Annotated in this window: 19 protein-coding genes and 1 tRNA gene; 8 read left to right on the forward strand and 12 right to left on the reverse strand. The window is 56.2% G+C overall.

The window, feature by feature from the left end; genetic code table 11:
* Positions 1-99: 99 nt before the first annotated feature.
* On the forward strand, positions 100-2,088 hold the full coding sequence (mnmC, locus tag ABLU50_RS22885; RefSeq protein ID WP_060656228.1) for a bifunctional tRNA (5-methylaminomethyl-2-thiouridine)(34)-methyltransferase MnmD/FAD-dependent 5-carboxymethylaminomethyl-2-thiouridine(34) oxidoreductase MnmC: 1,989 nt from the start codon (positions 100-102) through the stop codon (positions 2,086-2,088).
* A gap of 61 nt (positions 2,089-2,149) precedes the next feature.
* Here the strand turns inward: mnmC and ABLU50_RS22890 are convergent, their stop codons facing one another.
* The 6 genes from ABLU50_RS22890 to prmB are packed head-to-tail and all read right to left on the reverse strand — an operon-like array spanning position 2,150 to position 6,707.
* Positions 2,150-2,431 (reverse strand): YfcL family protein, encoded by a 282-nt coding sequence (locus tag ABLU50_RS22890; protein WP_004201785.1) that lies wholly within the window; start codon positions 2,429-2,431, stop codon positions 2,150-2,152.
* Between the two features lie 31 nt (positions 2,432-2,462).
* A complete protein-coding gene (locus ABLU50_RS22895) occupies positions 2,463-3,011 on the reverse strand; it encodes an elongation factor P hydroxylase (protein ID WP_087832058.1) in 549 nt (182 codons plus the stop codon).
* Complete coding sequence (locus ABLU50_RS22900; protein ID WP_004201787.1) at positions 3,011-3,820, reverse strand: sulfite exporter TauE/SafE family protein; 810 nt, start codon at positions 3,818-3,820, stop codon at positions 3,011-3,013. The genes ABLU50_RS22895 and ABLU50_RS22900 overlap by 1 nt, the downstream gene beginning before the upstream one ends.
* Positions 3,820-4,644, reverse strand: a complete 825-nt coding sequence (gene mepA / locus ABLU50_RS22905) for a penicillin-insensitive murein endopeptidase (protein ID WP_004201788.1) — start codon at positions 4,642-4,644, stop codon at positions 3,820-3,822. The genes ABLU50_RS22900 and mepA overlap by 1 nt, the downstream gene beginning before the upstream one ends.
* Before the next feature lie 2 nt (positions 4,645-4,646).
* The gene (gene aroC, locus ABLU50_RS22910) at positions 4,647-5,732 is read right to left on the reverse strand and encodes a chorismate synthase (RefSeq protein ID WP_017899506.1); all 1,086 of its coding nucleotides are present in this window, start codon (positions 5,730-5,732) and stop codon (positions 4,647-4,649) included.
* Between the two features lie 42 nt (positions 5,733-5,774).
* Positions 5,775-6,707, reverse strand: a complete 933-nt coding sequence (prmB, locus tag ABLU50_RS22915) for a 50S ribosomal protein L3 N(5)-glutamine methyltransferase (protein WP_002913346.1) — start codon at positions 6,705-6,707, stop codon at positions 5,775-5,777.
* A gap of 167 nt (positions 6,708-6,874) precedes the next feature.
* Between prmB and smrB the strand changes: the two genes are divergently transcribed.
* Positions 6,875-7,426, forward strand: coding sequence for an endonuclease SmrB (gene smrB, locus ABLU50_RS22920; protein ID WP_004201792.1), 552 nt, complete (start codon positions 6,875-6,877; stop codon positions 7,424-7,426).
* Positions 7,427-7,445: 19 nt separating this feature from the next.
* Here smrB and sixA read toward each other — a convergent pair whose 3' ends face one another.
* The 4 genes from sixA to ABLU50_RS22940 form a co-directional block, all read right to left on the reverse strand.
* A complete protein-coding gene (gene sixA, locus ABLU50_RS22925; RefSeq protein WP_004201794.1) occupies positions 7,446-7,931 on the reverse strand; it encodes a phosphohistidine phosphatase SixA in 486 nt (161 codons plus the stop codon).
* A gap of 209 nt (positions 7,932-8,140) precedes the next feature.
* Complete coding sequence (fadJ, locus tag ABLU50_RS22930; protein WP_023318793.1) at positions 8,141-10,285, reverse strand: fatty acid oxidation complex subunit alpha FadJ; 2,145 nt, start codon at positions 10,283-10,285, stop codon at positions 8,141-8,143.
* Entirely contained in the window at positions 10,285-11,595 is a 1,311-nt protein-coding gene (gene fadI, locus ABLU50_RS22935) for an acetyl-CoA C-acyltransferase FadI (protein WP_323083891.1), read from the reverse strand. Before fadI ends, fadJ begins: the two co-directional genes overlap by 1 nt.
* Before the next feature lie 158 nt (positions 11,596-11,753).
* Positions 11,754-12,038 carry a YfcZ/YiiS family protein gene (locus ABLU50_RS22940; protein WP_087832057.1) on the reverse strand — a complete coding sequence of 95 codons (285 nt, stop codon included), beginning with the start codon at positions 12,036-12,038 and terminating at the stop codon, positions 11,754-11,756.
* Between the two features lie 373 nt (positions 12,039-12,411).
* Here ABLU50_RS22940 and fadL point away from each other — a divergent pair, with 373 nt between their 5' ends.
* A complete protein-coding gene (gene fadL / locus ABLU50_RS22945; RefSeq protein ID WP_023318794.1) occupies positions 12,412-13,734 on the forward strand; it encodes a long-chain fatty acid transporter FadL in 1,323 nt (440 codons plus the stop codon).
* 59 nt (positions 13,735-13,793) lie between these two features.
* Here fadL and mlaA read toward each other — a convergent pair whose 3' ends face one another.
* Positions 13,794-14,555, reverse strand: coding sequence for a phospholipid-binding lipoprotein MlaA (gene mlaA / locus ABLU50_RS22950; protein ID WP_004201799.1), 762 nt, complete (start codon positions 14,553-14,555; stop codon positions 13,794-13,796).
* Between the two features lie 289 nt (positions 14,556-14,844).
* Between mlaA and ABLU50_RS22955 the strand changes: the two genes are divergently transcribed.
* The 5 genes from ABLU50_RS22955 to ABLU50_RS22975 all read left to right on the forward strand — a co-directional run bounded on the left by ABLU50_RS22955 (position 14,845) and on the right by ABLU50_RS22975 (position 19,466).
* Positions 14,845-15,774 (forward strand): formate/nitrite transporter family protein, encoded by a 930-nt coding sequence (locus tag ABLU50_RS22955; protein ID WP_087832056.1) that lies wholly within the window; start codon positions 14,845-14,847, stop codon positions 15,772-15,774.
* An 89-nt stretch (positions 15,775-15,863) separates the two neighbouring features.
* Positions 15,864-15,938: transfer RNA gene (locus ABLU50_RS22960), tRNA-Arg, on the forward strand.
* Positions 15,939-16,301: 363 nt separating this feature from the next.
* On the forward strand, positions 16,302-17,639 hold the full coding sequence (locus ABLU50_RS22965) for a sensor domain-containing diguanylate cyclase (RefSeq protein ID WP_060656171.1): 1,338 nt from the start codon (positions 16,302-16,304) through the stop codon (positions 17,637-17,639).
* Between the two features lie 118 nt (positions 17,640-17,757).
* The gene (locus tag ABLU50_RS22970; protein WP_043520206.1) at positions 17,758-18,240 is read left to right on the forward strand and encodes a WbuC family cupin fold metalloprotein; all 483 of its coding nucleotides are present in this window, start codon (positions 17,758-17,760) and stop codon (positions 18,238-18,240) included.
* Between the two features lie 365 nt (positions 18,241-18,605).
* Positions 18,606-19,466, forward strand: a complete 861-nt coding sequence (locus ABLU50_RS22975) for a hypothetical protein (RefSeq protein ID WP_087832055.1) — start codon at positions 18,606-18,608, stop codon at positions 19,464-19,466.
* A 30-nt stretch (positions 19,467-19,496) separates the two neighbouring features.
* On the opposite strand, the gene cynR is transcribed toward ABLU50_RS22975, so the two are convergent.
* Complete coding sequence (cynR, locus tag ABLU50_RS22980; RefSeq protein WP_087832054.1) at positions 19,497-20,405, reverse strand: transcriptional regulator CynR; 909 nt, start codon at positions 20,403-20,405, stop codon at positions 19,497-19,499.
* Positions 20,406-20,485 lie beyond the last annotated feature (80 nt).

Below are 20,485 nucleotides of genomic sequence, written 5' to 3' on the forward strand. Positions count from 1 at the left end.
TACGCCGAACAAGTCCGATCAGACATTTTGTGTATAAATTTGCGCCCTCAGGCACACATCGCTAAGATCGCGCTACGCCTTGTGATTCGAGTAACTTACGTGAAACAAAACGCTATACAACCCGCCAACCTGGAATTCAATGCTGAGGGTACACCTGTTTCCCGAGATTTCGACGATGTTTACTTTTCCAATGACAACGGTCTGGAAGAGACGCGCTACGTCTTTCTCGGCGGTAATCGCCTGCCGGAGCGCTTCTCCAGCCACCCTCGCCCGCTGTTGATCGTCGCGGAGAGCGGCTTCGGCACCGGGCTCAATTTCCTCACCCTCTGGCAGGCGTTTGACGTTTTTGTTCGCGATAACCCGGACGTTACCCTGCAAAGGTTACATTTCATCAGTTTTGAGAAATATCCGCTGAAGGCGGAAGATCTCCGCCTGGCGCACCAGCGCTGGCCAGAGCTGGCCCCATGGGCAGAACAGCTGCAGGCGCAATGGCCTTCGGCCTTCGCCGGGTGCCATCGTCTGCTGCTCGACGGCGGACGGGTGACGCTCGATCTGTGGTTTGGCGATATCAACGAGCTGACCAGAGAGCTGGATGATTCGCTGAATCAGCAGGTGGACGCCTGGTTTCTCGACGGCTTTGCCCCGGCGAAAAATCCCGACATGTGGACCCAGGATCTGTTCAATGCCATGGCGCGCCTGGCGCGTCCCGGCGGAACGCTGGCCACTTTTACCTCCGCCGGTTTTGTCCGCCGCGGTCTGCAGGAAGCCGGATTTACCTTGCGTAAAACCAAGGGCTTCGGCCGCAAACGGGAGATGCTGACCGGCGAGATGGCGCAAACGCTGGCCTTTCCGGCGCGCGCGCCCTGGTTCGCCCGCCGCGGCAGCGAGGCCCGCGAAGCGGCCATCGTCGGCGGCGGTATCGCCAGCGCCCTGCTCTCCCTGGCGCTGCTGCGTCGCGGCTGGCAGGTGACCCTCTACTGCGCGGACGACGCCCCGGCGCAGGGCGCCTCCGGTAATCGCCAGGGCGCGCTCTACCCGCTGTTAAGCCAGCACGATCCGGCGCTGGCGCGCTTTTTCCCGGCCGCCTTTACCTTCGCCCGCCGCACCTACGACGCGCTGCCGGTGCTGTTCGATCATCAATGGTGCGGGGTCACCCAGCTTGGCTGGGATGAAAAAAGCGCGCACAAAATCGCCCAGATGCTGGCCCTGGAGTTGCCCCCTGATATCGCCTGCGCGGTGACGGCGGATCAGGCCGCGGAGCTGACCGGCGTCGAGACCGGCTGCGGCGGCATAACCTATCCGGCCGGCGGTTGGCTGTGCCCACAGCAGCTCACCGCCGAGCTGCTGGCGCTGGCGGCGACTCGCGGTCTGCACGTGCATTATGGTTATCAGGTCGAGACGCTGAGTGCGGAAGGCGATGGCTGGCTGCTCAACCACCAGCGCTATCATCAGGCGGTCGTGCTGGCCAACGGCCACCGCATCGCGGATTTTGCGCAAACCGCGCCGTTGCCCGTCTACCCCGTGAGTGGCCAGGTCAGCCATATACCCACCACCCCGCGGCTTTCCGCCTTGCGCCAGGTGCTGTGCTACGACGGCTACCTGACGCCGCAGAATCCGCAAAACCAGCAGCATTGTATTGGCGCCAGCTACCATCGCGGCAAAACCGACACCACCTTCAGCGAAGAAGATCAGCAGCACAACCGGCAACGGCTGGTCGACTGCTTCCCGGGCGCGGAGTGGCCGCAGGACGTGGATATCAGCGCCAGTGACGCCCGCTGCGGCGTGCGCTGCGCCACCCGCGATCATCTGCCGATGGTCGGCAACGTCCCGGACTATGCGGCGACATTGACGCAATACGCCAACCTCCACGAACGGCAGGATAGCGCCGGTAGCGCGCCGGTCTTTCATAACCTGTTTATGCTTGGCGCCCTCGGATCGCGAGGCATTTGCACCGCGCCGTTAAGCGCTGAGATACTGGCGGCGCAGATGAGCGCTGAACCACTGCCGCTGGATAGCGACACCCTGGCGGCGCTGAATCCGAATCGGCTATGGGTGAGAAAACTGCTGAAGGGAAAAGCGGTGAAATAAAACCATGAGGGCAGGCAATTTCCCGGGTACGGCTGACGCCTGACCCGGGCTACAACATGGCTCAGGCCTGATTTTTTGCCTGCAGATACAGGTTTTCCCACATGCCCTGCACAAGAATTTGGTCCGGCGGCGACAGCTCGCCAGCGCCGATGGCTTTCTCCAGGCTATGGCTGACTTTGCTGTGTACCGCTTCAGCTGAATGCTCGCCCTCACCTTCCAGCTCAGCCACCGCCAGCGTCAGGTGGCCGCGCAGATAACCGCCGGCAAACAGTTCATCATCACTGGCGTGGTCTACCATGTTGTCAATCAGCGCCAGAATGCGTGATTCAAACTCCGCGATCATCGTCTTACCTCTTGTCATGTAATGTGTGGCCTTAGTGCAGGTCTTCCGGCCACGGAAAGTGTTCTGCCGTCAATGGCGGCGTTTGATAATAGTGTTGTAGTGCGCGAATAAGACGCGCCGGACGTTCGGGGATCCCTTGTTCAAGCAGAGTCATCACCTGGGCATGTACCCGGCGCTGAAAGGCGATGCGATCGGGTTCGACGTCACCTTCCAGATTGTCACAGCTGACGTTAAACGGAAATCCCGCCGCCACGCAGAACAGCCACTCCAGGGCCTGCGGTTTCACCTCGACGTCCTCAAACTGGCTTTGGGTCATTGCATCGCGACCGTCCGGGCAGTACCAGTAGCCAAAATCCACCTGTTCGCGGCGAACCTTGCCGGCGATACACCAGTGGGAGATCTCGTGCAGGGCGCTGGCAAAAAAACCGTGCGCGAACACGATACGGTGATATGGCGTGTCATCGTCTGCCGGAAGGTAGATCGGCTCATCGTCGCCTTTCACCAGGCGAGTATTAAAATCTGCGGCAAAGCAGCTATCGAAGAGATCGATCAGCTGCTGATAATGGTGTTGCTGTTGCATTAATGAATTCCCAACCACTGCAAAATCTCAGCCCCGTGGCTGTCGTAGAGAAGCTTCGCGCTCATCACCGCCGAGACGATAACGATCATCGGTCGGATCAGCGATTGCCCTTTACTCAGCACCAGCCGGGAGCCGGCGCGGGCGCCAATAAACTGTCCGGCCATCATCACAAAGCCGGTGGCCCAGATAACCTTCCCGCCGATAATAAACAGCAGCAGGCCGCCGACGTTCGAGGTGGCGTTGAGCAGTTTGGCGTGGGCCGTCGACTTCGCCAGGTTAAACCCGGCGAGGGTGACAAACGCCAGCGCATAAAACGAACCGGCGCCGGGGCCGAAAAAACCGTCGTAAAACCCGACGCTGCCGCCAGCGACCAGCGCAAACGGCAGACCGTAGAGCCGACGCTGCCGGTCCGCTTCGCCCAGTTTCGGCATCAGCAGAAAATAGAGACCGATGCCGATCACCAGCAACGGCAGGATCTGCTTAAGAATATCGGACTGCACGTGCTGGACCAGCAGCGCGCCGGCGGTTGAACCGATAAAGGTCATCAGAATATTCAGCTTCTGATCGGCGAGATTGACCACCTTGCGCCGGACAAAGTAGAGGGTCGCCGACAGCGATCCGCCGCAGGCCTGCAGCTTATTGGTCGCCAGCGCCTGGGCCGGCGGCATGCCTGCCGCCATAAGCGCCGGCACGGTCAGTAAGCCCCCGCCCCCGGCCAGTGAATCAATAAAACCGGCCAGGATGGCGACAAAAAAAAGCACCACCAGCACCAGCGGCGATACGGAAAACAACTCGATAAAACTATCCATTACAGCACATGCTCATCCAGTAGCGCCTGGCAGGAAGGCGGCAACGGCGGCGGCGTCTTCTTCACAGGTGGGGTAGACCCGGGTTTAGGTGGCTCGAACCAGCTCTGCAGCTCCGCTCCGCAGCCATCGCCGGCCGGCGGTGGCGCCTGATCTTCGCACTCCAGGCTGCCTGCCGGGCAGCGCAGACGGACGTGCATATGGGCGCGATGCTGGAACCAGGGACGAACTTTGCGCAGCCACTGGCGGTCGCTTCCCGCGTCCAGGCACAGCTGCTGTTTAATCGCCGGGTTGACGAAGATGCGGGTAACTTCGCTATCTTCCGCCGCCAGCTTGATCAGCTGGCTGATTTGCGGACTCCACAGCGACGGTACCACGCGTTTGCCATCGCTGGCGACCAGATCCAGGGCCTGCGGCTTCAGCAGCTGGGACGATGTCCAGCGCGTCTGCGGCAGCTGGAGGAAGATATCGACATCGAGGCCCGTCTGATGGCTGGCGTGGCCGCCGTTAAAACGGCCGCCTGCCGGCATCCCCATGTCGCCAATCAGCACGGTCCCCATGCCTTTATTGTGCACCTGATTGCTCAGGCGCTGAATAAACTGAATCAGATCCGGATGACCGAAGTAGCGCCGCTGATCGGTACGCATCACCTGATAGCCGACAGCGTTCAGCGGCAGCGCCTCGGCGCCAACGATACAGCCATTGGAGAACGCGCCAATCGACTGCGCGCTGCCGCCGATAGGCTGGGATATCTTCTGCCATGGCGTGGCGGCCAGGCTGCCGGCGCTGGCCAGCAGCGCCAACAGGGCGATAACGGTGTTTTTCATGGTTACCAGCGTGGAATTGTCGTCGTCACGTCGCCATTCTGCGCGCGCTGACGCATAAAATGATCCATTAAAACGATCGCCAGCATGGCCTCAGCGATCGGTACGGCGCGAATGCCGACGCACGGATCGTGACGCCCTTTGGTGATCATCTCCACCTCTTCGCCAAAGCGGTTAATGGTATGACCGGGAACGGTAATACTGGAGGTCGGCTTCAGCGCGATGTTGGCAACGATCTGCTGACCGCTGCTGATGCCGCCAAGAATGCCGCCGGCGTGGTTGCTCTGGAATCCGGCTTTGGTGATCTCATCGCGGTTTTCGCTGCCGCGCAGCTTCACCACCTCGAAACCGTCGCCAATCTCCACGCCTTTCACGGCGTTGATGCTCATCAGCGCATGGGCGATATCGGCGTCAAGGCGGTCAAAGACCGGCTCGCCAAGGCCCGGCGGTACGCCGTCGGCGACGACGGTAACTTTGGCGCCAATGGAGTCACCCTCTTTTTTCAGACCGCGCATCAGTTCATCGAGAGCGTCGATTTTCTCCGGATCCGGGCAGAAGAAGGGATTCTGTTCAACCTGTTCCCAGTCCTTAATGGCCAGCGGAATGTCGCCCATCTGCGTCAGGCAACCGCGAATGACGATGCCGAACTTCGCGGCGAGGAATTTTTTGGCAATCGCCCCGGCCGCCACGCGCATCGCGGTTTCGCGGGCGGAGGAGCGGCCGCCGCCACGATAGTCGCGTAGACCATACTTTTGTTCGTAGGTGTAATCCGCATGGCCAGGACGGAACAGATCTTTGATCGCGCCGTAATCCTGCGAACGCTGATCGGTGTTCTCAATCAGCAGCCCGATACTGGTCCCGGTGGTGACGCCTTCGAAGACGCCGGAGAGGATTTTGACCTGATCCGGCTCGCGACGCTGCGTGGTGTAACGCGAGGTGCCCGGACGACGACGATCGAGGTCGTGCTGCAGATCGGCTTCGGTCAGCGGAATGCCCGGCGGCACACCATCAACGATGCAGCCAAGCGCCAGGCCGTGCGACTCGCCGAAGGTGGTGACGCGAAAGAGTTGTCCAATTGTATTTCCTGCCATCACGGCTCCATTATTTGTCGTTATGTTGGCGTGTTGTTTTTTTTAGTCTTTATAAATACCGAAGTGCGCGCGAGCGTCAATCAGCTGCTGTTTGGTCAGCATAAAGACGCCGTCGCCACCGTTATCAAACTCAAGCCAGGTAAACGGCACGTCCGGATACTGCTCCATCAGATGTACCATGCTGTTACCGACTTCACAAATCAGAATGCCGTCGTCGCTGAGATAATCCGGCGCATTGCCGAGGATGCGGCGCGTCAGCTTCAGGCCATCGCTTCCGGAAGCCAGACCCAGAACCGGCTCATGCTCATACTCTTCCGGCAGGTCGGCCATGTCCTCTTCATCGACATACGGCGGATTAGTGACGATCAGATCGTACTGTAGCTTCGGCAGATCGCGAAACAGGTCGGAACGGATCGGGGTCACGTGATGGATCAGGCCATGGGATTCCACGTTGTGCTCGGCGACGGCCAGCGCGTCCGGGGAGATATCGACGGCGTCGACTTCGGCTTCCGGGAAGGCATAGGCGCAGGCGATGGCGATGCAGCCGCTGCCGGTGCACATATCAAGGATATGCTGCGGCTTATGGTTAATTAGACCGGCAAACTGGTTATTGATCAGTTCGCCGATCGGGGAGCGCGGCACCAGCACCCGCTCATCAACGTAAAACTCATGGCCGCAGAACCACGCTTTGTTGGTCAGATAGGCGACGGGAATACGCTCGTTCACGCGGCGAATCACCCGCTCTACAATGCGGTGTTTCTCGCTGGAGGTCAGGCGCGCAGTGCGCATATCTTCCGGGATATCCAGCGGCAGATACAGCGAAGGCAGCACCAGCTGTACCGCCTCGTCCCACGGGTTGTCAGTCCCGTGACCGTACCAGATATTAGCAGCGCTGAAACGGCTTACCGCCCAGCGCAGCATGTCCTGAATGGTATGCAGCTCATTGACTGCCTCATCAACAAAAATTTTATCCACGACATCCTCCAGGGCACACTCTGCTATAAATTCGGCGGCTAGTGTGCCATGAAGACGGCGATAAATCAGCATTCTTGCGTGGGGTGGCGGGGGAAAAAACAGGTTTTCCTTGCCCGAAGGGATATTGAGTCGGGTAAACTAGCGCAAAGTATTAATGAGAGCGGACAATGAAAAAGAAGACATCGCTTAGCGAGGAGGATCAGGCGCTGTTCCGTCAGCTGATGACCGGCACGCGGAAGATCAAACAGGACACCATCGTGCACCGCCCGCAGCGCAAGAAAATCACCGAGGTTGCCCCTAAGCGTCTGTTGCAGGAACAGGCCGACAACAGCCACTATTTTTCCGATGAGTTTCAGCCGCTACTGAATACCGAAGGCTCGACGAAATATGTCCGCGCCGACGTCAGCCATTTTGAGCTGAAAAAGCTGCGCCGTGGGGATTATTCGCCGGAACTGTTTCTCGATTTGCATGGGCTCACCCAGCAGCAGGCCAAACAGGAACTGGGCGCGCTGATTGCCGCCTGCCGCCGCGAGCATGTGTTTTGCGCCTGCGTGATGCACGGGCACGGCAAGCACATTCTCAAACAGCAAACCCCGCTGTGGCTGGCGCAGCATCCACACATCATGGCTTTTCATCAGGCGCCAAAAGAGTACGGCGGTGACGCCGCACTGCTGATTCTGATTGAGGTCGAGGAGTGGCAACCACCGGAGCTGCCTTGACGGCGAGCTCCGGGGGCCGTCAGATGGCGTTGGCCATTTTGAGGTTGCAGGGGCTTTTCTGCCAGAGGTATTCACCCTTGCCGTCGGCGTCCAGATTGACGCAGGCGATAGCCGAGGTGGTGAACATCGGGGGCGTTTCCCCCGGGCACAGCTCTGAGACGAGGTACCCCACCAGCGGCAGGTGGGAGACGACCAGCGCCGTCGCCACGCCTTCATTTGCCAGCGCCTGCAGATAGGCGCTCACCATACCTACATCGCCGCACGGCGTGAGTTCCGGCATCACGTCGACATGTTTCGGCAGGTTCATGCACTCCCCAACAATATCCAGCGTCTGTTCCGCACGCAGATAGGGACTGACAAGAACGCGCTCAATATCCACTTTTTGACCTTTCAGCCAGGTTGCCATCTGACGAGACTCATCACAACCGCATACGGTTAATGGACGAACCGAGTCGCTGGCTGCATCGAGGGCAGCGTCGCCGTGACGCATAATAAAAACTTGCATATTGCACCGCTTTTGTTAACCAGAAGCACCGAAGTTTAGCCTGCGAAGACAATACGCAGGCAACCCGGTGGCCGGGCATTGTGCCTGATCCATTCAACGAATGAAACGCTGTTTTTTACCTCAATGGCGTAAGTATAGTCAATGATTGTTTACAAAACAGCCAATCAACAGCGTCATCCGCAGCCGGATTTACCTTCTTTGACCACAACTTAGGTCAGCCGTTCATCCGCTGGCCAAAAGGTGGTCCCCTGTTCGGCCATGCGTAACAAAGTGTCACAGGGTGTAAAACGTGGGCCGTACTGGGCGGCCAGGCGCTGCAGGATCGCGGCAACTTCACCCGCGCCGATAGTATCCATATACCGGAACGGGCCGCCAAGAAATGGCGGAAACCCTATACCAAATACGGCGCCGATATCACCATCGCGCGCGCTACGGATGATCTGCTCATCAAAGCAGCGCGCCGCCTCGTTAAGCATCAGCATCACACAGCGCTCAGCCACCTGCTGCGCGGACAACCGCGACTGCGGGCGGTCGATGCCCAGCAGCGGATAGACTGCCGGGTCGGGCCGTTTTTTGCTTTTACGCCCTTTTATCTCATAAAGATAGAAACCACGATTATTTTTTCTACCTTTGCGATCGTCCTTCAAAATCGCGTCAATGATGTTTGCAGGCGGGCTAAAACGTTCTCCAAAGGCATTCTCCAGTACGGGAATAATTTTGGTGCCGGTATCGATACCCACCTCATCCAGCAGTTGAACCGGTCCCACCGGAAAACCGAATTTCACCAGGGCCTTATCAATCACCTCAACCGGTTCTCCCTCCACCAGCAGACGCATCGCTTCATTTATATACGGCGCGAGAATGCGGTTCACATAGAAGCCCGCTTTGTCCGCCACGACGATCGGCGTTTTCCCCTGACGTTTAGCCAGTTGCACCACCGTGGCAATGGTCTGCGGATCGGTTCCCTTATGCGGGATCACCTCAACCAGCGGCATTTTCTCCACCGGACTGAAAAAGTGCAGGCCGACCACCCGCTCAGGGTGGCTGGCATGGGCGGCTATATCGCCTATCGGTAACGACGACGTATTCGAGGCAAAGATAGTCTGCGGCCCGCCGTTTTGCTCCACTTCACTGACCATCCGCTGTTTCAGCGCCAGGTCTTCGAATACCGCCTCAATCACCACGTCGCGATGGGCAAAGCCCTGATAGTCGGTAGTGCCTGTGATCAGCGCCAGCTGACGATCGCGCTCGCTGGGGCGCAGTCGGCGCTGGCGAACCTGTTTGTTCAGCAGATCCCAGCTGTACTTTAAGGCGTGGTTGATCCCGCTCGGCTGAATATCTTTAATTCGCACCGGCAGTCCGCCTTTACAGGCGGTCACATAGGCGATCCCCCCGCCCATCAGGCCGCCGCCCAGTACTGCAACGCTTCTCAGCGGAGCGGGTTCCGCCTCGGCGCCACGGTCTTTTTTCAGATCGGTACTGGCAAAGAAGATCGATCGCAGCGCCTGCGACTGCGGGGTCATCGCCAGTTCGCCAAACGCGCGGGCCTCTTCGGCGTAACCGCTGCTGCAGCCGTGGGCCAGACCATTCTCGACGACCTGCAAAATTCGCTTCACCGCCGGGTAGTTGCCCTGGGTCTTGCGCTGCGTTTGCTTGCCGACGTACTGAAATAACAGATGGCGACCGAGGGGGCCCGCCAGCACGCGTTCGCGAACCGGCACCTCGCGGCTGGTCGGACGTCCCTTCAGCGCCAGCTCCACCGCCGCCTGCAGTAAAATTGTCTGCGGCACCACCTCGTCCACCAGACCGGCCTTCAGCGCCTGGCGCGGCCGTAATTGCCTGCCGGTGAGCATCATATCCAGCGCCGTGCTGACGCCGATTAGCCGCGGTAAACGCTGCGTCCCACCGGAACCCGGCAGCAGACCAAGCTGTACCTCCGGCAACCCGAGTCGGGTTTTTTCGTCATCGCTACAGATGCGGCCATGGCAGGCCAGCGCCAGCTCCAGTCCGCCGCCCAGACAGGCGCCATGGATGGCGGCAATGACCGGAATCGACAAGCCATGGATTTCGGCCATAATCTGCTGCCCCTGGCGCGCCAGCGCTTCCGCCTCCTGCGCGCTGCGGCAGCGGGCAATCATGTTGATGTCTGCGCCGGCGATAAAGTTATCGGCTTTGGCGGAGATAAATACCACGCCGCGCACCGACTTATCGTCGCGTATCTGGCGTATCAGTCCCCGCACCTGATTGCCGAACTCGGCCTTCAGGGTATTCATTTTTTCACCCGGAGCATCAATGGTGATCACCGCGATTTTGTCCGCACGGACCTCAAGCTTAAAAGCGGAAACAGTATCCATTATTCAGCCTCCACAATCATCGCCGCGCCCAGACCGCCTGCCGCGCAGGCCGTCACCAGACCAAATCCCCCTCCCCGTCGCCGCAGCTCATGCAGCGTCTGGGTGATCATCCGCGCGCCGGTGGCGGCAAAGGGGTGACCGTAGGCGATAGAGCCGCCGAGGACGTTAAATTTACTCTCATCCACCTCACCGGTGGCCTGCGCGCGGCCCAGCACCTCGCGGGAAAAGCGGTCGCTTGCCAGACACTGGAGATTGGCCAGCGTCTGCGCGGCGAAAGCTTCGTGCATATCGATAAGCGTGAGATCAGCCAGCGTCAGGCCAGCGCGCTCCAGCGCCAGCGGCGTGGACCATGCGGGCCCCAGCAGCATATCCTGCCAGACATCGATGGCGGTAAAGGCATAGCTGCGCAGATAACCCAACGGCGTCAGACCCAGCTCTTTGGCCCGCGACTCGGTCATCAGGATCACCGCCGCCGCGCCATCCGTCAGCGGCGTGCTGTTGGCGGCGGTAACGGTGCCATGTTTACGGTCGAAGGCCGGACGTAACTTTTGGTAATCCGCGAGGGTTGAATTTTTACGGATATTGTTATCCTGCTCCAGCGGTTCGCGGAAGGGAGAAGCATAGGCGGTCATCACCTCTGCGGACAGCTTGCCCTCCTCCCAGGCTTTCGCTGCCAGCTGGTGTGAACGATGTGCCAGCGCATCCTGTTGTTCCCGGGTGATCCCCCAGCTTTTCGCCATCTGCTCGGCGGTATCGCCCATCCGTAAGCCGGTTGAATATTCAGCAACCGCCGGGGGAACCGGCAGCAGGTCGCGCGGCCACAGGCGGGAAAACAGCTTCAGTTTCTGGCTCAGCGTGCGGGCTTTGTTCGCATCTACCAGCGTGCGGGCCAGCGTTTTGCTGACGCCGATAGGCAACACAGAGGAGGAGTCGGCACCGCCGGCGATACCGGCGCGGATGGTGCCGGCCATCAGGCTTTCAGCGACATTCGCCACGGCCTGGAAGCTGGTGGCGCAGGCGCGACTGACGCTGTAAGCGTCGGTGTGCACGCTCATTCCGGTACCGAGCACAATTTCCCGGGCGATATTCGGCGCCTCCGGCATCTGCACGACCTGACCGAAGACCAGTTGCTCAATGGCTTGCGCAGGAATGTCGCTGCGCGCCAGCATTTCGCCAACCACCATTTTTCCTAAATCAACGGCGGGAATGCCATGAAATGCCGTCGCCTGACGCGCAAACGGCGTGCGTAACCCTGTGACAATGGCAATGCGATCGCCCTGACGGGTGATAAGCGGTAATGCCTGACTCATAACTCTCCCCTGTTAACCAAGACAAACAAGTGGTCTGACCTGATAGCATTGTTAACTAATTTTTTACATTAAGCCAATCGGGGAAGCGAAAAATTGCGAGCCAAAACACATTGAACGGAAAAGATAACGCCCCTTTCACGGGGCGTTAAGCGGAGGGATTAACGCAGACCCAACTGGAAGATCAGGGATTCGGCCTCACAGCTAAACACAAAATCGATATCCAGCTGTACGCCGCCGTCAACGTCGACGAAGACGGGATTAATCTTGCATGGTTCAGATTCCACACTGCGGGCTTTTTCGCTCAGCGCGGCGAGCATTTGCTCTGCTTCCGCACGGTTGGCGAATACGCGGCTGTATGAGGCGGTGCAGTCAGTGTTGTCGACAATGGTCCCAACATCCATACAGCAGCAAACCGGGGTTTCATCAGCGCTACATTTACTCATCGTAGATTTCCTCTGGATATGCACCTGCGGTGCCAGACAATTTATGTGCCTATTTTACGCCCGCTCCCTGGTCTGCCTCCAGCCGATAATCGCCATCGCGGCGTTAAGTGACAGAAATCACACTTAAAAATGATCTAAAACAAAAATCACCTTTTCTCTCTCTCCTTGCCCCCGACAATTTTGCCAGCTGGATCGCGTTTCTGTTATCACAATTGAAAAACTTCATAAACAAACTTGCAGCAACTCATCTGGTCAGACCTATACTCAGCGCACTGGTCTGATTTCTCTGTTGTACCGCAGACCCTACACTTCCGCGCTTCTGTTACGGCATGTAACATAGTTTAAAAAAAAATAACTCAATGAGGTTATGGGCATGAGCCAGAAAACCCGCTTTACCCAATCTGCCCTTGCAGTGGCTGTCGCACTTGTTTCCACCCAGGCCTGGTCAGCAGGCTTCCAGCTCAACGAATTCTCTTCATCAGGGCTGGGTCGGGCCTATTCCGGTGAAGGGGCTATCGCAGACGATGCAGGCAATGCCAGTCGTAACCCGGCATTAATTATGATGTTTGACCGTCCGACCATGTCGGCGGGCGCCGTTTTTGTCGACCCGGGCGTCAATGTCTCCGGGACTTCACCCACCGGCAAAAGCCTGAATGCGGACAATATCGCCCCGACGGCGTGGGTACCTAACTTCCACTTTGTCGCGCCGATTAACGATCAGTTTGGTTGGGGGGCGTCCATCACCTCCAACTACGGCCTGGCAACCGAATACAACGATGACTATGCCGCCGGCAGCATGGGCGGGAAAACCGACCTGACCACCGCGAACTTTAACCTGAGCGGCGCCTACCGTCTCGACAGCAACTGGAGCTTCGGCTTAGGCTTTGACGCGGTCTACGCTAAGGCGAAGATCGAGCGCTATGCTGGCGATCTGGGGCAGATTGTCGCTGGCTCGGGCGCGCTGCCGCCGGCGCTGGCGGGCCAGGTAGCGAAGATCCCGGCCGACACGCAGATCGCCCATCTTAACGGCAACGCCTGGGGCTTTGGCTGGAACGCCGGTATCCTCTACGAGCTGGATAAAAATAACCGCTACGGTTTCACCTACCGTTCCGAGGTCAAGATCGACTTCGACGGTAACTACCGCAGCAGCCTGCCGGCAGCCTATAACCAGATCCTCGGCAACTTCGGTCTGCCAGCGGGTACTAATGGCCAAACCACCGACGGTTCACTGACCCTTAACCTGCCGGAAATGTGGGAGCTGTCGGGTTATAACCGCGTAGCGCCGCAGTGGGCGGTCCACTACAGTCTGACCTACACCAGCTGGAGTCAGTTCCAGGAGCTGAAAGCCACCGGCAGCAACGGCCAGACGCTCTTCTATAAAGAGGAAGGCTTTAAGGACGCCTACCGACTTGCGTTGGGGACCACCTATTATTATGACGATAACTGGACCTTCCGCACCGGTATCGCCTTCGATGACAGCCCGGTACCAGCCAACAATCGCTCCATTTCCATTCCGGATCAGGATCGCCTGTGGCTGAGCGCGGGTACCACCTACGCGTTCAACAAGGATGCGTCGGTTGACGTCGGGATTTCCTATATGCACGGGCAGCATGTTGAAATCAAGGAAGGCCCGTATACCTTCCGCTCCGAAGGGACCGCCTGGCTGTACGGCGCCAACTTCAACTACCGCTTCTGATAAGCGGCACACAACAAAAAAGGGTGAACATCATGTTCACCCTTTTTTTTCTTTGCCGATTACTGTGAATCGATATCTTTCAGTTCATCCTGAATGGCCTGGGCGTTCGGATTGTCCGCCGGGGTCAGCTTACCGCCGTTGGCGATAAAGTCATGACGCTGGAAGTAAGCTTCACGCACCATAATGTAAGGATCGGAAGACTGGCGCAGCAGGCCGTCGGAATCCAGCAGCTGAGCGCGTGTTTCAATGCCTTCCACCGCCCATTTGCCGATCGACATCGGCCAGGTCAGCCAGGAGAGCACCGGATAGAGGCCATCGGCCATATCGCCGCCTTCGTCGCGCAGGGTAAAGCTGCCGTAGAATGGCAGTTGCACATACGGACCATAGCCGACGCCATAGTGGCCAAGCGTGCTGCCGAAACGATGCGGTTCAACGCGCTGCAGCTGCGGATTAGCCATCCCGGCGACATCGATCAGCCCCCCCATCCCGAGGATGGTGTTCAGGAAGAAGCGGGTAAAGTGGACCATCCCTTTATAGGGGTCGCCCTGCAGGAAGGAGTTCACCATCACCGCCGGCTCTTCCAGGTTGCTGGTGAAGTTACTTAAGCCATTGCGCGCCGGCTGCGGAACATAGTCACGCCATGCCACCGCGACGGGACGAAGCACGTAAGGATCAACCACGTTAAAGTTGAAATTGAACATCGTGCGGTTAAACCCTTCTAACGGGTCTGAGCGCCCCTGCGGCTGATCGCCAGAGCTGGAACTGGCACATCCCACCAGCAATGTGGCGCCAAGCGCAAGCGCCGACAGGCGATAATTCATAGATGTCTCCCTGGTTTTTATGGCTATCGCGAGTTGCCATCCATGACGGAAAGACAACGTTTCCGCCCGTAAAGATGTGAGCGATTGTAACAGCACGTTGAACGATGTCTATATCACCCAAGTTGTTGATTTGATCATAGCCTGGGAATAACGAGATCGCGGGGCTCCTATTCTAGCGGAGCAATAAAAATCTGGCGTAACCATTTTTGCGATTTAAGAGTATCCCCAGCCAGTCGCCAGGGAAAGCCGCTACGCTTTAACTAGATAAATTGTCAGCGAGGGCCGTGAAATGGATGAACCAGACGATAACAAATTAAAGCCGGCGGATGACGAACGCGAGGTCGAAAGTGAAGAAAAACAGCGCGGTGAAGAGATAGAAGTTGACGAAGATCGCCTTCCCTCTCGGGCGATGGCGATCCATGAACATATTCGCCAGGAAGGGGAAAAAGAGATGGAGCGCGATGCGCTGGCCCTGCTGTGGTCGGCGATTGCGGCCGGTCTGTCGATGGGCGCCTCCCTGCTGGCGAAAGGGATTTTTCACGTCAAGCTGGAGGGGATCCCTGGCGGATTTTTACTCGAGAACCTCGGGTATACCTTCGGCTTTATTATCGTGATTATGGCCCGCCAGCAGCTGTTCACGGAAAACACGGTCACCGCCGTACTGCCGGTGATGCACAATCCCACCCCCGGAAACGTCGGTTTGCTGATGCGGCTATGGTCGGTGGTACTGGCGGGCAATCTCATCGGCACCGCGGTGGCCGCGTGGGCCTTCAATTATATGCCTGTTTTTGATGAGCCGACCCGCCAGGCCTTCGTCAGCATTGCCGAAGATGTGATGAAAAACAGCCCGACGGAGATGTTCGCCAATGCGATTATTTCCGGCTGGCTGGTCGCCACCATGGTCTGGATGTTTCCCCTTGCCGGCGCCGCCAAGATCGTGGTGATCATTCTGATGACCTGGCTTATCGCCCTGGCGGATACCACCCATATCGTGGTGGGCTCGGTAGAGATCCTCTATCTGGTATTTAACGGAAGCCTGCCCTGGAGCGACTTCATCTGGCCGTTCGCCCTGCCGACGCTGGCGGGAAATATCTGCGGCGGAACCTTCATCTTCGCGCTGTTGAGCCATGCGCAGATCCGTAACGACATGAGCAACAAGCGAAAAGCAGAAGCCCGCGCGCAGGCCGCCGGAAAAGCCAAAAACGCCAACCGGGCATAAAAAAAGCGCTCAGAATGGCGAGGGTTTAAGCAGTCAGACGGTATGGCACTTACTCAGGCGGGCGAAAAACGCTATACTCGTGCCGCCTTGTCCCCTTAGTTAAATGGATATAACGAGCCCCTCCTAAGGGCTAGTTGCAGGTTCGATTCCTGCAGGGGACACCATGACCCTCCTGTTTTATGTCGGATCCACGGCGATTTTTGATGGTTTTTCTGCAGCTCCGGTAGATAGTTCACTCAAGGTAGTACCGACCTGATCATCAATGCCCCTCCCTGTTAACGCACAAAGTGATTTATTTATAGATATAAAACCCGTTGCGCCATTCCTCTTTTTAAAAAGAGGAAAATACCAGTGTTCATTTTACAAATAAAATGAAAGACTCACAGGAAAAGACGAGCTGTAAAACGTAATGATATCTTCAGCAGCAACCGCACGAAAAGCATACTGCTCACTCCTCACCGTCATTCACAATATTGATATTCACGATCATAACAACATAGTTTTCTTACCCTGACAGGTATGACCTAATGAACAGGCCTTCAGCCTCATCAACGCTCCGGACACCGTTGTTTTTTATAGTATCTATACTGGCGCTATTTTGCTTAATTAATTTTACCACAACCTACATTAACACGATAACCACCCCGGCGCCGTTGTTGTTTTACGGCATGACCCTTATTATTCTGATATTTTACTTTTTAATATCAATAACTATCGCTTTAAAATACTTAAGTGATAAACGCTGTCTGTTTCTCATACCAGTAGCCTGTGCCTTTATTGGCTCTGCCATAATGATGATTCTTGCGTTACATAATTACAGCAAACTGTTTTATTGCAATCTCAACGACTCAATCTCATACAAGGAATTTCTGCGGTATTACTTTTACCGCAACGCCTTAACACTCACCCAAATCATCACCGCGGCATTAGTATATAGATTTCGTTCTCATCGCCTGCTGGCCTCCCATAATCACATTATTATTACCTTTGCCTGCATAAGCCTTACTTTAGCTATCGTCCTGATTGTTGGCTTTTCCTCAACGCACTTGTATGAACCAACGATTCGCTTAGCCAGTAAAATAATGGTTTACATGTGGACGCTCCTCTTTTTCACGACGATTGCATTAACCCGCTTCAGAAATATATTCTGGACAGGAATCTATTTTTACTGCTTCGTTTATATCTTAACCTTCTCTTTCTTAACAACCGCAGATGTCGCTAGCGAAAACACATGGTATAAAGCGAGGCTTTTCGAAACGCTGGGCTCCCTGATCTTTATTATTATTATTTTCCTTAATGCGTTTAAGCTTTATCAATTATCCAACAATAAATATGAGAATGCCTATCAGAACTCGATTCGTGATTATCTGACGCAGCTGTACAACCGCCGCTATTTTTACCTTGCGCTGACAAAAAAAATGCAACGGGTCTCTGTGCAAAAACCATTGTCTATCTTGTTATGCGACATCGATCATTTCAAACGCATAAATGACAAATATGGCCACTTTCAGGGAGATCTTGTTATTCAGTATGTAGCCTGGGTTCTTCAGGATCAGGTTCGAAGAGATGATATTGTGGCCAGAACAGGCGGCGAGGAATTTGCACTATTACTGCCTGACGTTGGCCAACAGCAGGCGCAACTCATCGCCGAGCGGATTCGCCAGGCTATTATCTCCCCAGGCGACGTCAGCAGCAGGGTTAAACTCCCCGAGAGCGTCACGATCAGTATCGGCCTTGCCACTACGGAGGATCCTAAAACGGTAGAGACTGAATTACTTAACCGCGCCGACGACGCCCTGTACCAGGCAAAAAAAGCAGGAAGGAATTGTGTGGTTGCCTGGCAGAAGTCCTCCTGTACTCGATAGCCTCGACAATTAACCGACAGCAACACACTTTCTGCGTACAATATCGCGTGGCCTGGGCGTCAACCTGCCGCCCTGCCGATGAAACACTCTCTGGACAACAAAGGAGCCAGGCGTTGGTATGAAACAGATCACCCTTAGCGATATGCAGCAGCAGAGCGAAGCGGCAGCCACTTCCCCGCGCTTACGTGCCCATCGCAATTTTCACCCTGAGCTGAGCGATCCGGTGCAGCGCCTGGCTATCGCTATGGAACCCGGCACCTATATCCGCCCGCACCGGCACCGACATACTTTTGAACTTTTGCTGTCGCTGAAAGGCCGCTTTGTGGTGCTAAATTTTGATGACCATGGCGTGATTACTAACCGGGTGGTGCTGGGTGAAACCTGCACGGCCCTGGAAATGGAGCCCGGCACCTGGCATACGGTGCTCTCACTTGACGCAGGAGGAATGGTATTTGAAGTCAAACAAGGCGCTTATCAGCCGCTTGCTGAAATCGACACTATGGACTGGGCGCCAGCCGAAGGGCAGCCGGGAACCGCGGAGATGATGGCCTGGTATGCCATCGCGCAGCCGGGGGATCGCTATCCCTCTGTCAGCCGATAAGCATGGCCGCCGCAAACGGATGCCGAGAGCGTCCGTTTGCGTTATCCCTGTCGTCATGGCATTTATCTCGAGAGCCGCGTTTTCCTCATGCTGTGTTCTCCCTCGTCGGAGTCATTAATAAAAAATAACAAAAAAGTGTTGTATTCAGGCGCTAAGCAAACTATTTTTCTCGAGCGAAATAAATGATAGGATAACGCAGTCAAGTTAATATCTGACGTAACAATAAGAATAATCAACTTATCGATATAATATTCTCAACGTGAATGCTTTTCATTAATCAGGTCAGGGAGCCCGGGCAATAAAACGTGGCTGTTAGATGATTACGCCCAATACTAACCGCTATTTTTTCAGCAACAAAAAACCTTATGAATATAACAGAACGGAATATCTGGAAATTAAATAATTTACCGCCAATGGAGTATTGCTCTCTCCCCCGGGCGCAAAAATTATTAAACTGCGAAATTGAAGACATTCTTCACTGGCATGATATCGGCGCGATCAATCTATGCCTGAAGCTTAACCCGACGCGGGGAACATTAAAACTCGCCGTCCTTTCTCATCAGGAAAAAGAAGTAACCAGCACATTTAATCCACTCAATTCATCGGAGACGGTGGAGACCTTCTTGTCGCCACACTCTCATATCCATAGCATTCTGCGGCTTGATGGCGATATTCCCGTCATGGAAACCCTGCGCGGGAATACCGTCACGCAGTTCAACGTCAAGGTCACTGCGTCAGGACTCTGGCATCCGCACAGCCGGAATTTAATGGCGTTACTGGAGGCGCCTGACGATATTCATCATGAAAACAGGCTCAGCATGATGCTGCCTGAGAAACCGTTTGTATATTGTCACTTCATTCCGCAGGAGGCAGAAAACCCCACCCTGTCATTGAACCGGCTCTATATTACCAGTCAGGCAATTGAGAAAATATTTGCCCATAGCATTAGCGCCCGACCGATGGATGTCACAAAAAATCCGCTACGGCAACAAACCGGTTATATCCATCAGGAATTAACCTCCCTTCCGCAAAGTGAGGTACTGCTGGAATTTATCCACGATCTAATTCAGTCCCATACTTTATTTAATGTGAAATTGCAGAAGATGGCTGAGCCAGACAAGACCCAGCTCTTTCATCACGTGCTGGAAAGGCTTAAGGAGGAAGTCATGCTGAGAGAGGAAGTCCTGCCCAATGAGGCCGACTTCAGCAGCGCAACCCACCGTTAGTCCAGGCTCGCCGCCGAGCGACGCAGGCCTTCAGGCAGGAGGCTGGCAGTTTTCCTGCTCAAGCGTTAGCGCAATCTCCCGCGCCAGGGCGATAAATTCGCGTGCCGCGGCGCTCTGCCATGCATCCCTGCGCTGTAGCAAACAGGCCGTGCGCTGCAGCAGCGCTGGTTCGAGCTCAATAGCCACTACATCATCAAACTGCCCGGCGATCGCCGCCGGCAGCAGTGTCGCAAGGGGCGTGCGCCGAATGACCGACAGAACGGCGCCGATAGAGTTGGCCTCCATCCGCACGTCAGGTTCGAGCCGATGACGACGGCAATAACGATCGATCTGCTCCCGGGTGGCAAACTCGCTGCTCAGTAAAATCAGCGGCTGCGCGTCGAGCGCCTGCAGCCGGAGCGCGCTCTCTCTGGCCAGAGGATGACTGCGGCTCACCACCAACGCGAGGGTTTCCGTCAGCAGCGGATGAACGACAATATCCCGGGAACGGCTTTCGTCAAAGGCAATGCCGACATCCAGTTCATCCTGCAGCAACATCGTTTCCATGCGCTCCTGGTTCATCTCCTGAATCAGCAATTTCACTCCGGGGTAGCGTCGATAGTAGTTTTCCACCAGCGGTCCCAGCATATAGGTGGTGAAGGTCGGCGTCATGGCAATGCGGAGTTTGCCACGCTGCAGATCCTCAGCGTCATGCAGAGCGCGCCGCCCTTCCTCAAGATCGCGTAACGCCCGGCGGGCATACTCCAGCCAGATCTCTCCGGCATCGGTTAACCGGGTATAACGGCCAGAACGGTCGAAAAGCTGAACCTCCAGCATGGCTTCAAGCTGGCGGATCTGCTGTGACAGCGCAGGCTGGGAGACGTGCAGCGCCGCGGCGGCGCGAGTAAAGCCACGGTGTTCTGCCACGGCGATAAAGTAGGAAAGATGGCGCAGGAGCATCCGCTTACCTATAAGTAATTCAACTAGGGTTAATCATAAATAAGTCTTTTAACTTATGAAACAAGTTACGTACCCTCTAC

This window comes from Klebsiella sp. GG_Kp173, from assembly GCF_040062415.1.
GTDB classification, from domain to species: Bacteria; Pseudomonadota; Gammaproteobacteria; order Enterobacterales; family Enterobacteriaceae; genus Klebsiella; species Klebsiella quasipneumoniae.

Coding starts and splice junctions, on each gene's coding strand:
- ABLU50_RS22965 (WP_060656171.1), top strand. CDS start 16,302: ATGAACAGGCCTTCAGCCTCATCAACGCTCCGGACACCGTTGTTTTTT.
- ABLU50_RS22955 (WP_087832056.1), top strand. CDS start 14,845: ATGGATGAACCAGACGATAACAAATTAAAGCCGGCGGATGACGAACGC.
- fadL (WP_023318794.1), top strand. CDS start 12,412: ATGAGCCAGAAAACCCGCTTTACCCAATCTGCCCTTGCAGTGGCTGTC.
- ABLU50_RS22890 (WP_004201785.1), bottom strand. CDS start 2,431: ATGATCGCGGAGTTTGAATCACGCATTCTGGCGCTGATTGACAACATG.
- mlaA (WP_004201799.1), bottom strand. CDS start 14,555: ATGAATTATCGCCTGTCGGCGCTTGCGCTTGGCGCCACATTGCTGGTG.
- mepA (WP_004201788.1), bottom strand. CDS start 4,644: ATGAAAAACACCGTTATCGCCCTGTTGGCGCTGCTGGCCAGCGCCGGC.
- cynR (WP_087832054.1), bottom strand. CDS start 20,405: ATGCTCCTGCGCCATCTTTCCTACTTTATCGCCGTGGCAGAACACCGT.
- ABLU50_RS22940 (WP_087832057.1), bottom strand. CDS start 12,038: ATGAGTAAATGTAGCGCTGATGAAACCCCGGTTTGCTGCTGTATGGAT.
- ABLU50_RS22895 (WP_087832058.1), bottom strand. CDS start 3,011: ATGCAACAGCAACACCATTATCAGCAGCTGATCGATCTCTTCGATAGC.
- fadI (WP_323083891.1), bottom strand. CDS start 11,595: ATGAGTCAGGCATTACCGCTTATCACCCGTCAGGGCGATCGCATTGCC.
- ABLU50_RS22900 (WP_004201787.1), bottom strand. CDS start 3,820: ATGGATAGTTTTATCGAGTTGTTTTCCGTATCGCCGCTGGTGCTGGTG.
- aroC (WP_017899506.1), bottom strand. CDS start 5,732: ATGGCAGGAAATACAATTGGACAACTCTTTCGCGTCACCACCTTCGGC.
- smrB (WP_004201792.1), top strand. CDS start 6,875: ATGAAAAAGAAGACATCGCTTAGCGAGGAGGATCAGGCGCTGTTCCGT.
- sixA (WP_004201794.1), bottom strand. CDS start 7,931: ATGCAAGTTTTTATTATGCGTCACGGCGACGCTGCCCTCGATGCAGCC.
- fadJ (WP_023318793.1), bottom strand. CDS start 10,285: ATGGATACTGTTTCCGCTTTTAAGCTTGAGGTCCGTGCGGACAAAATC.
- ABLU50_RS22970 (WP_043520206.1), top strand. CDS start 17,758: ATGAAACAGATCACCCTTAGCGATATGCAGCAGCAGAGCGAAGCGGCA.
- ABLU50_RS22975 (WP_087832055.1), top strand. CDS start 18,606: ATGAATATAACAGAACGGAATATCTGGAAATTAAATAATTTACCGCCA.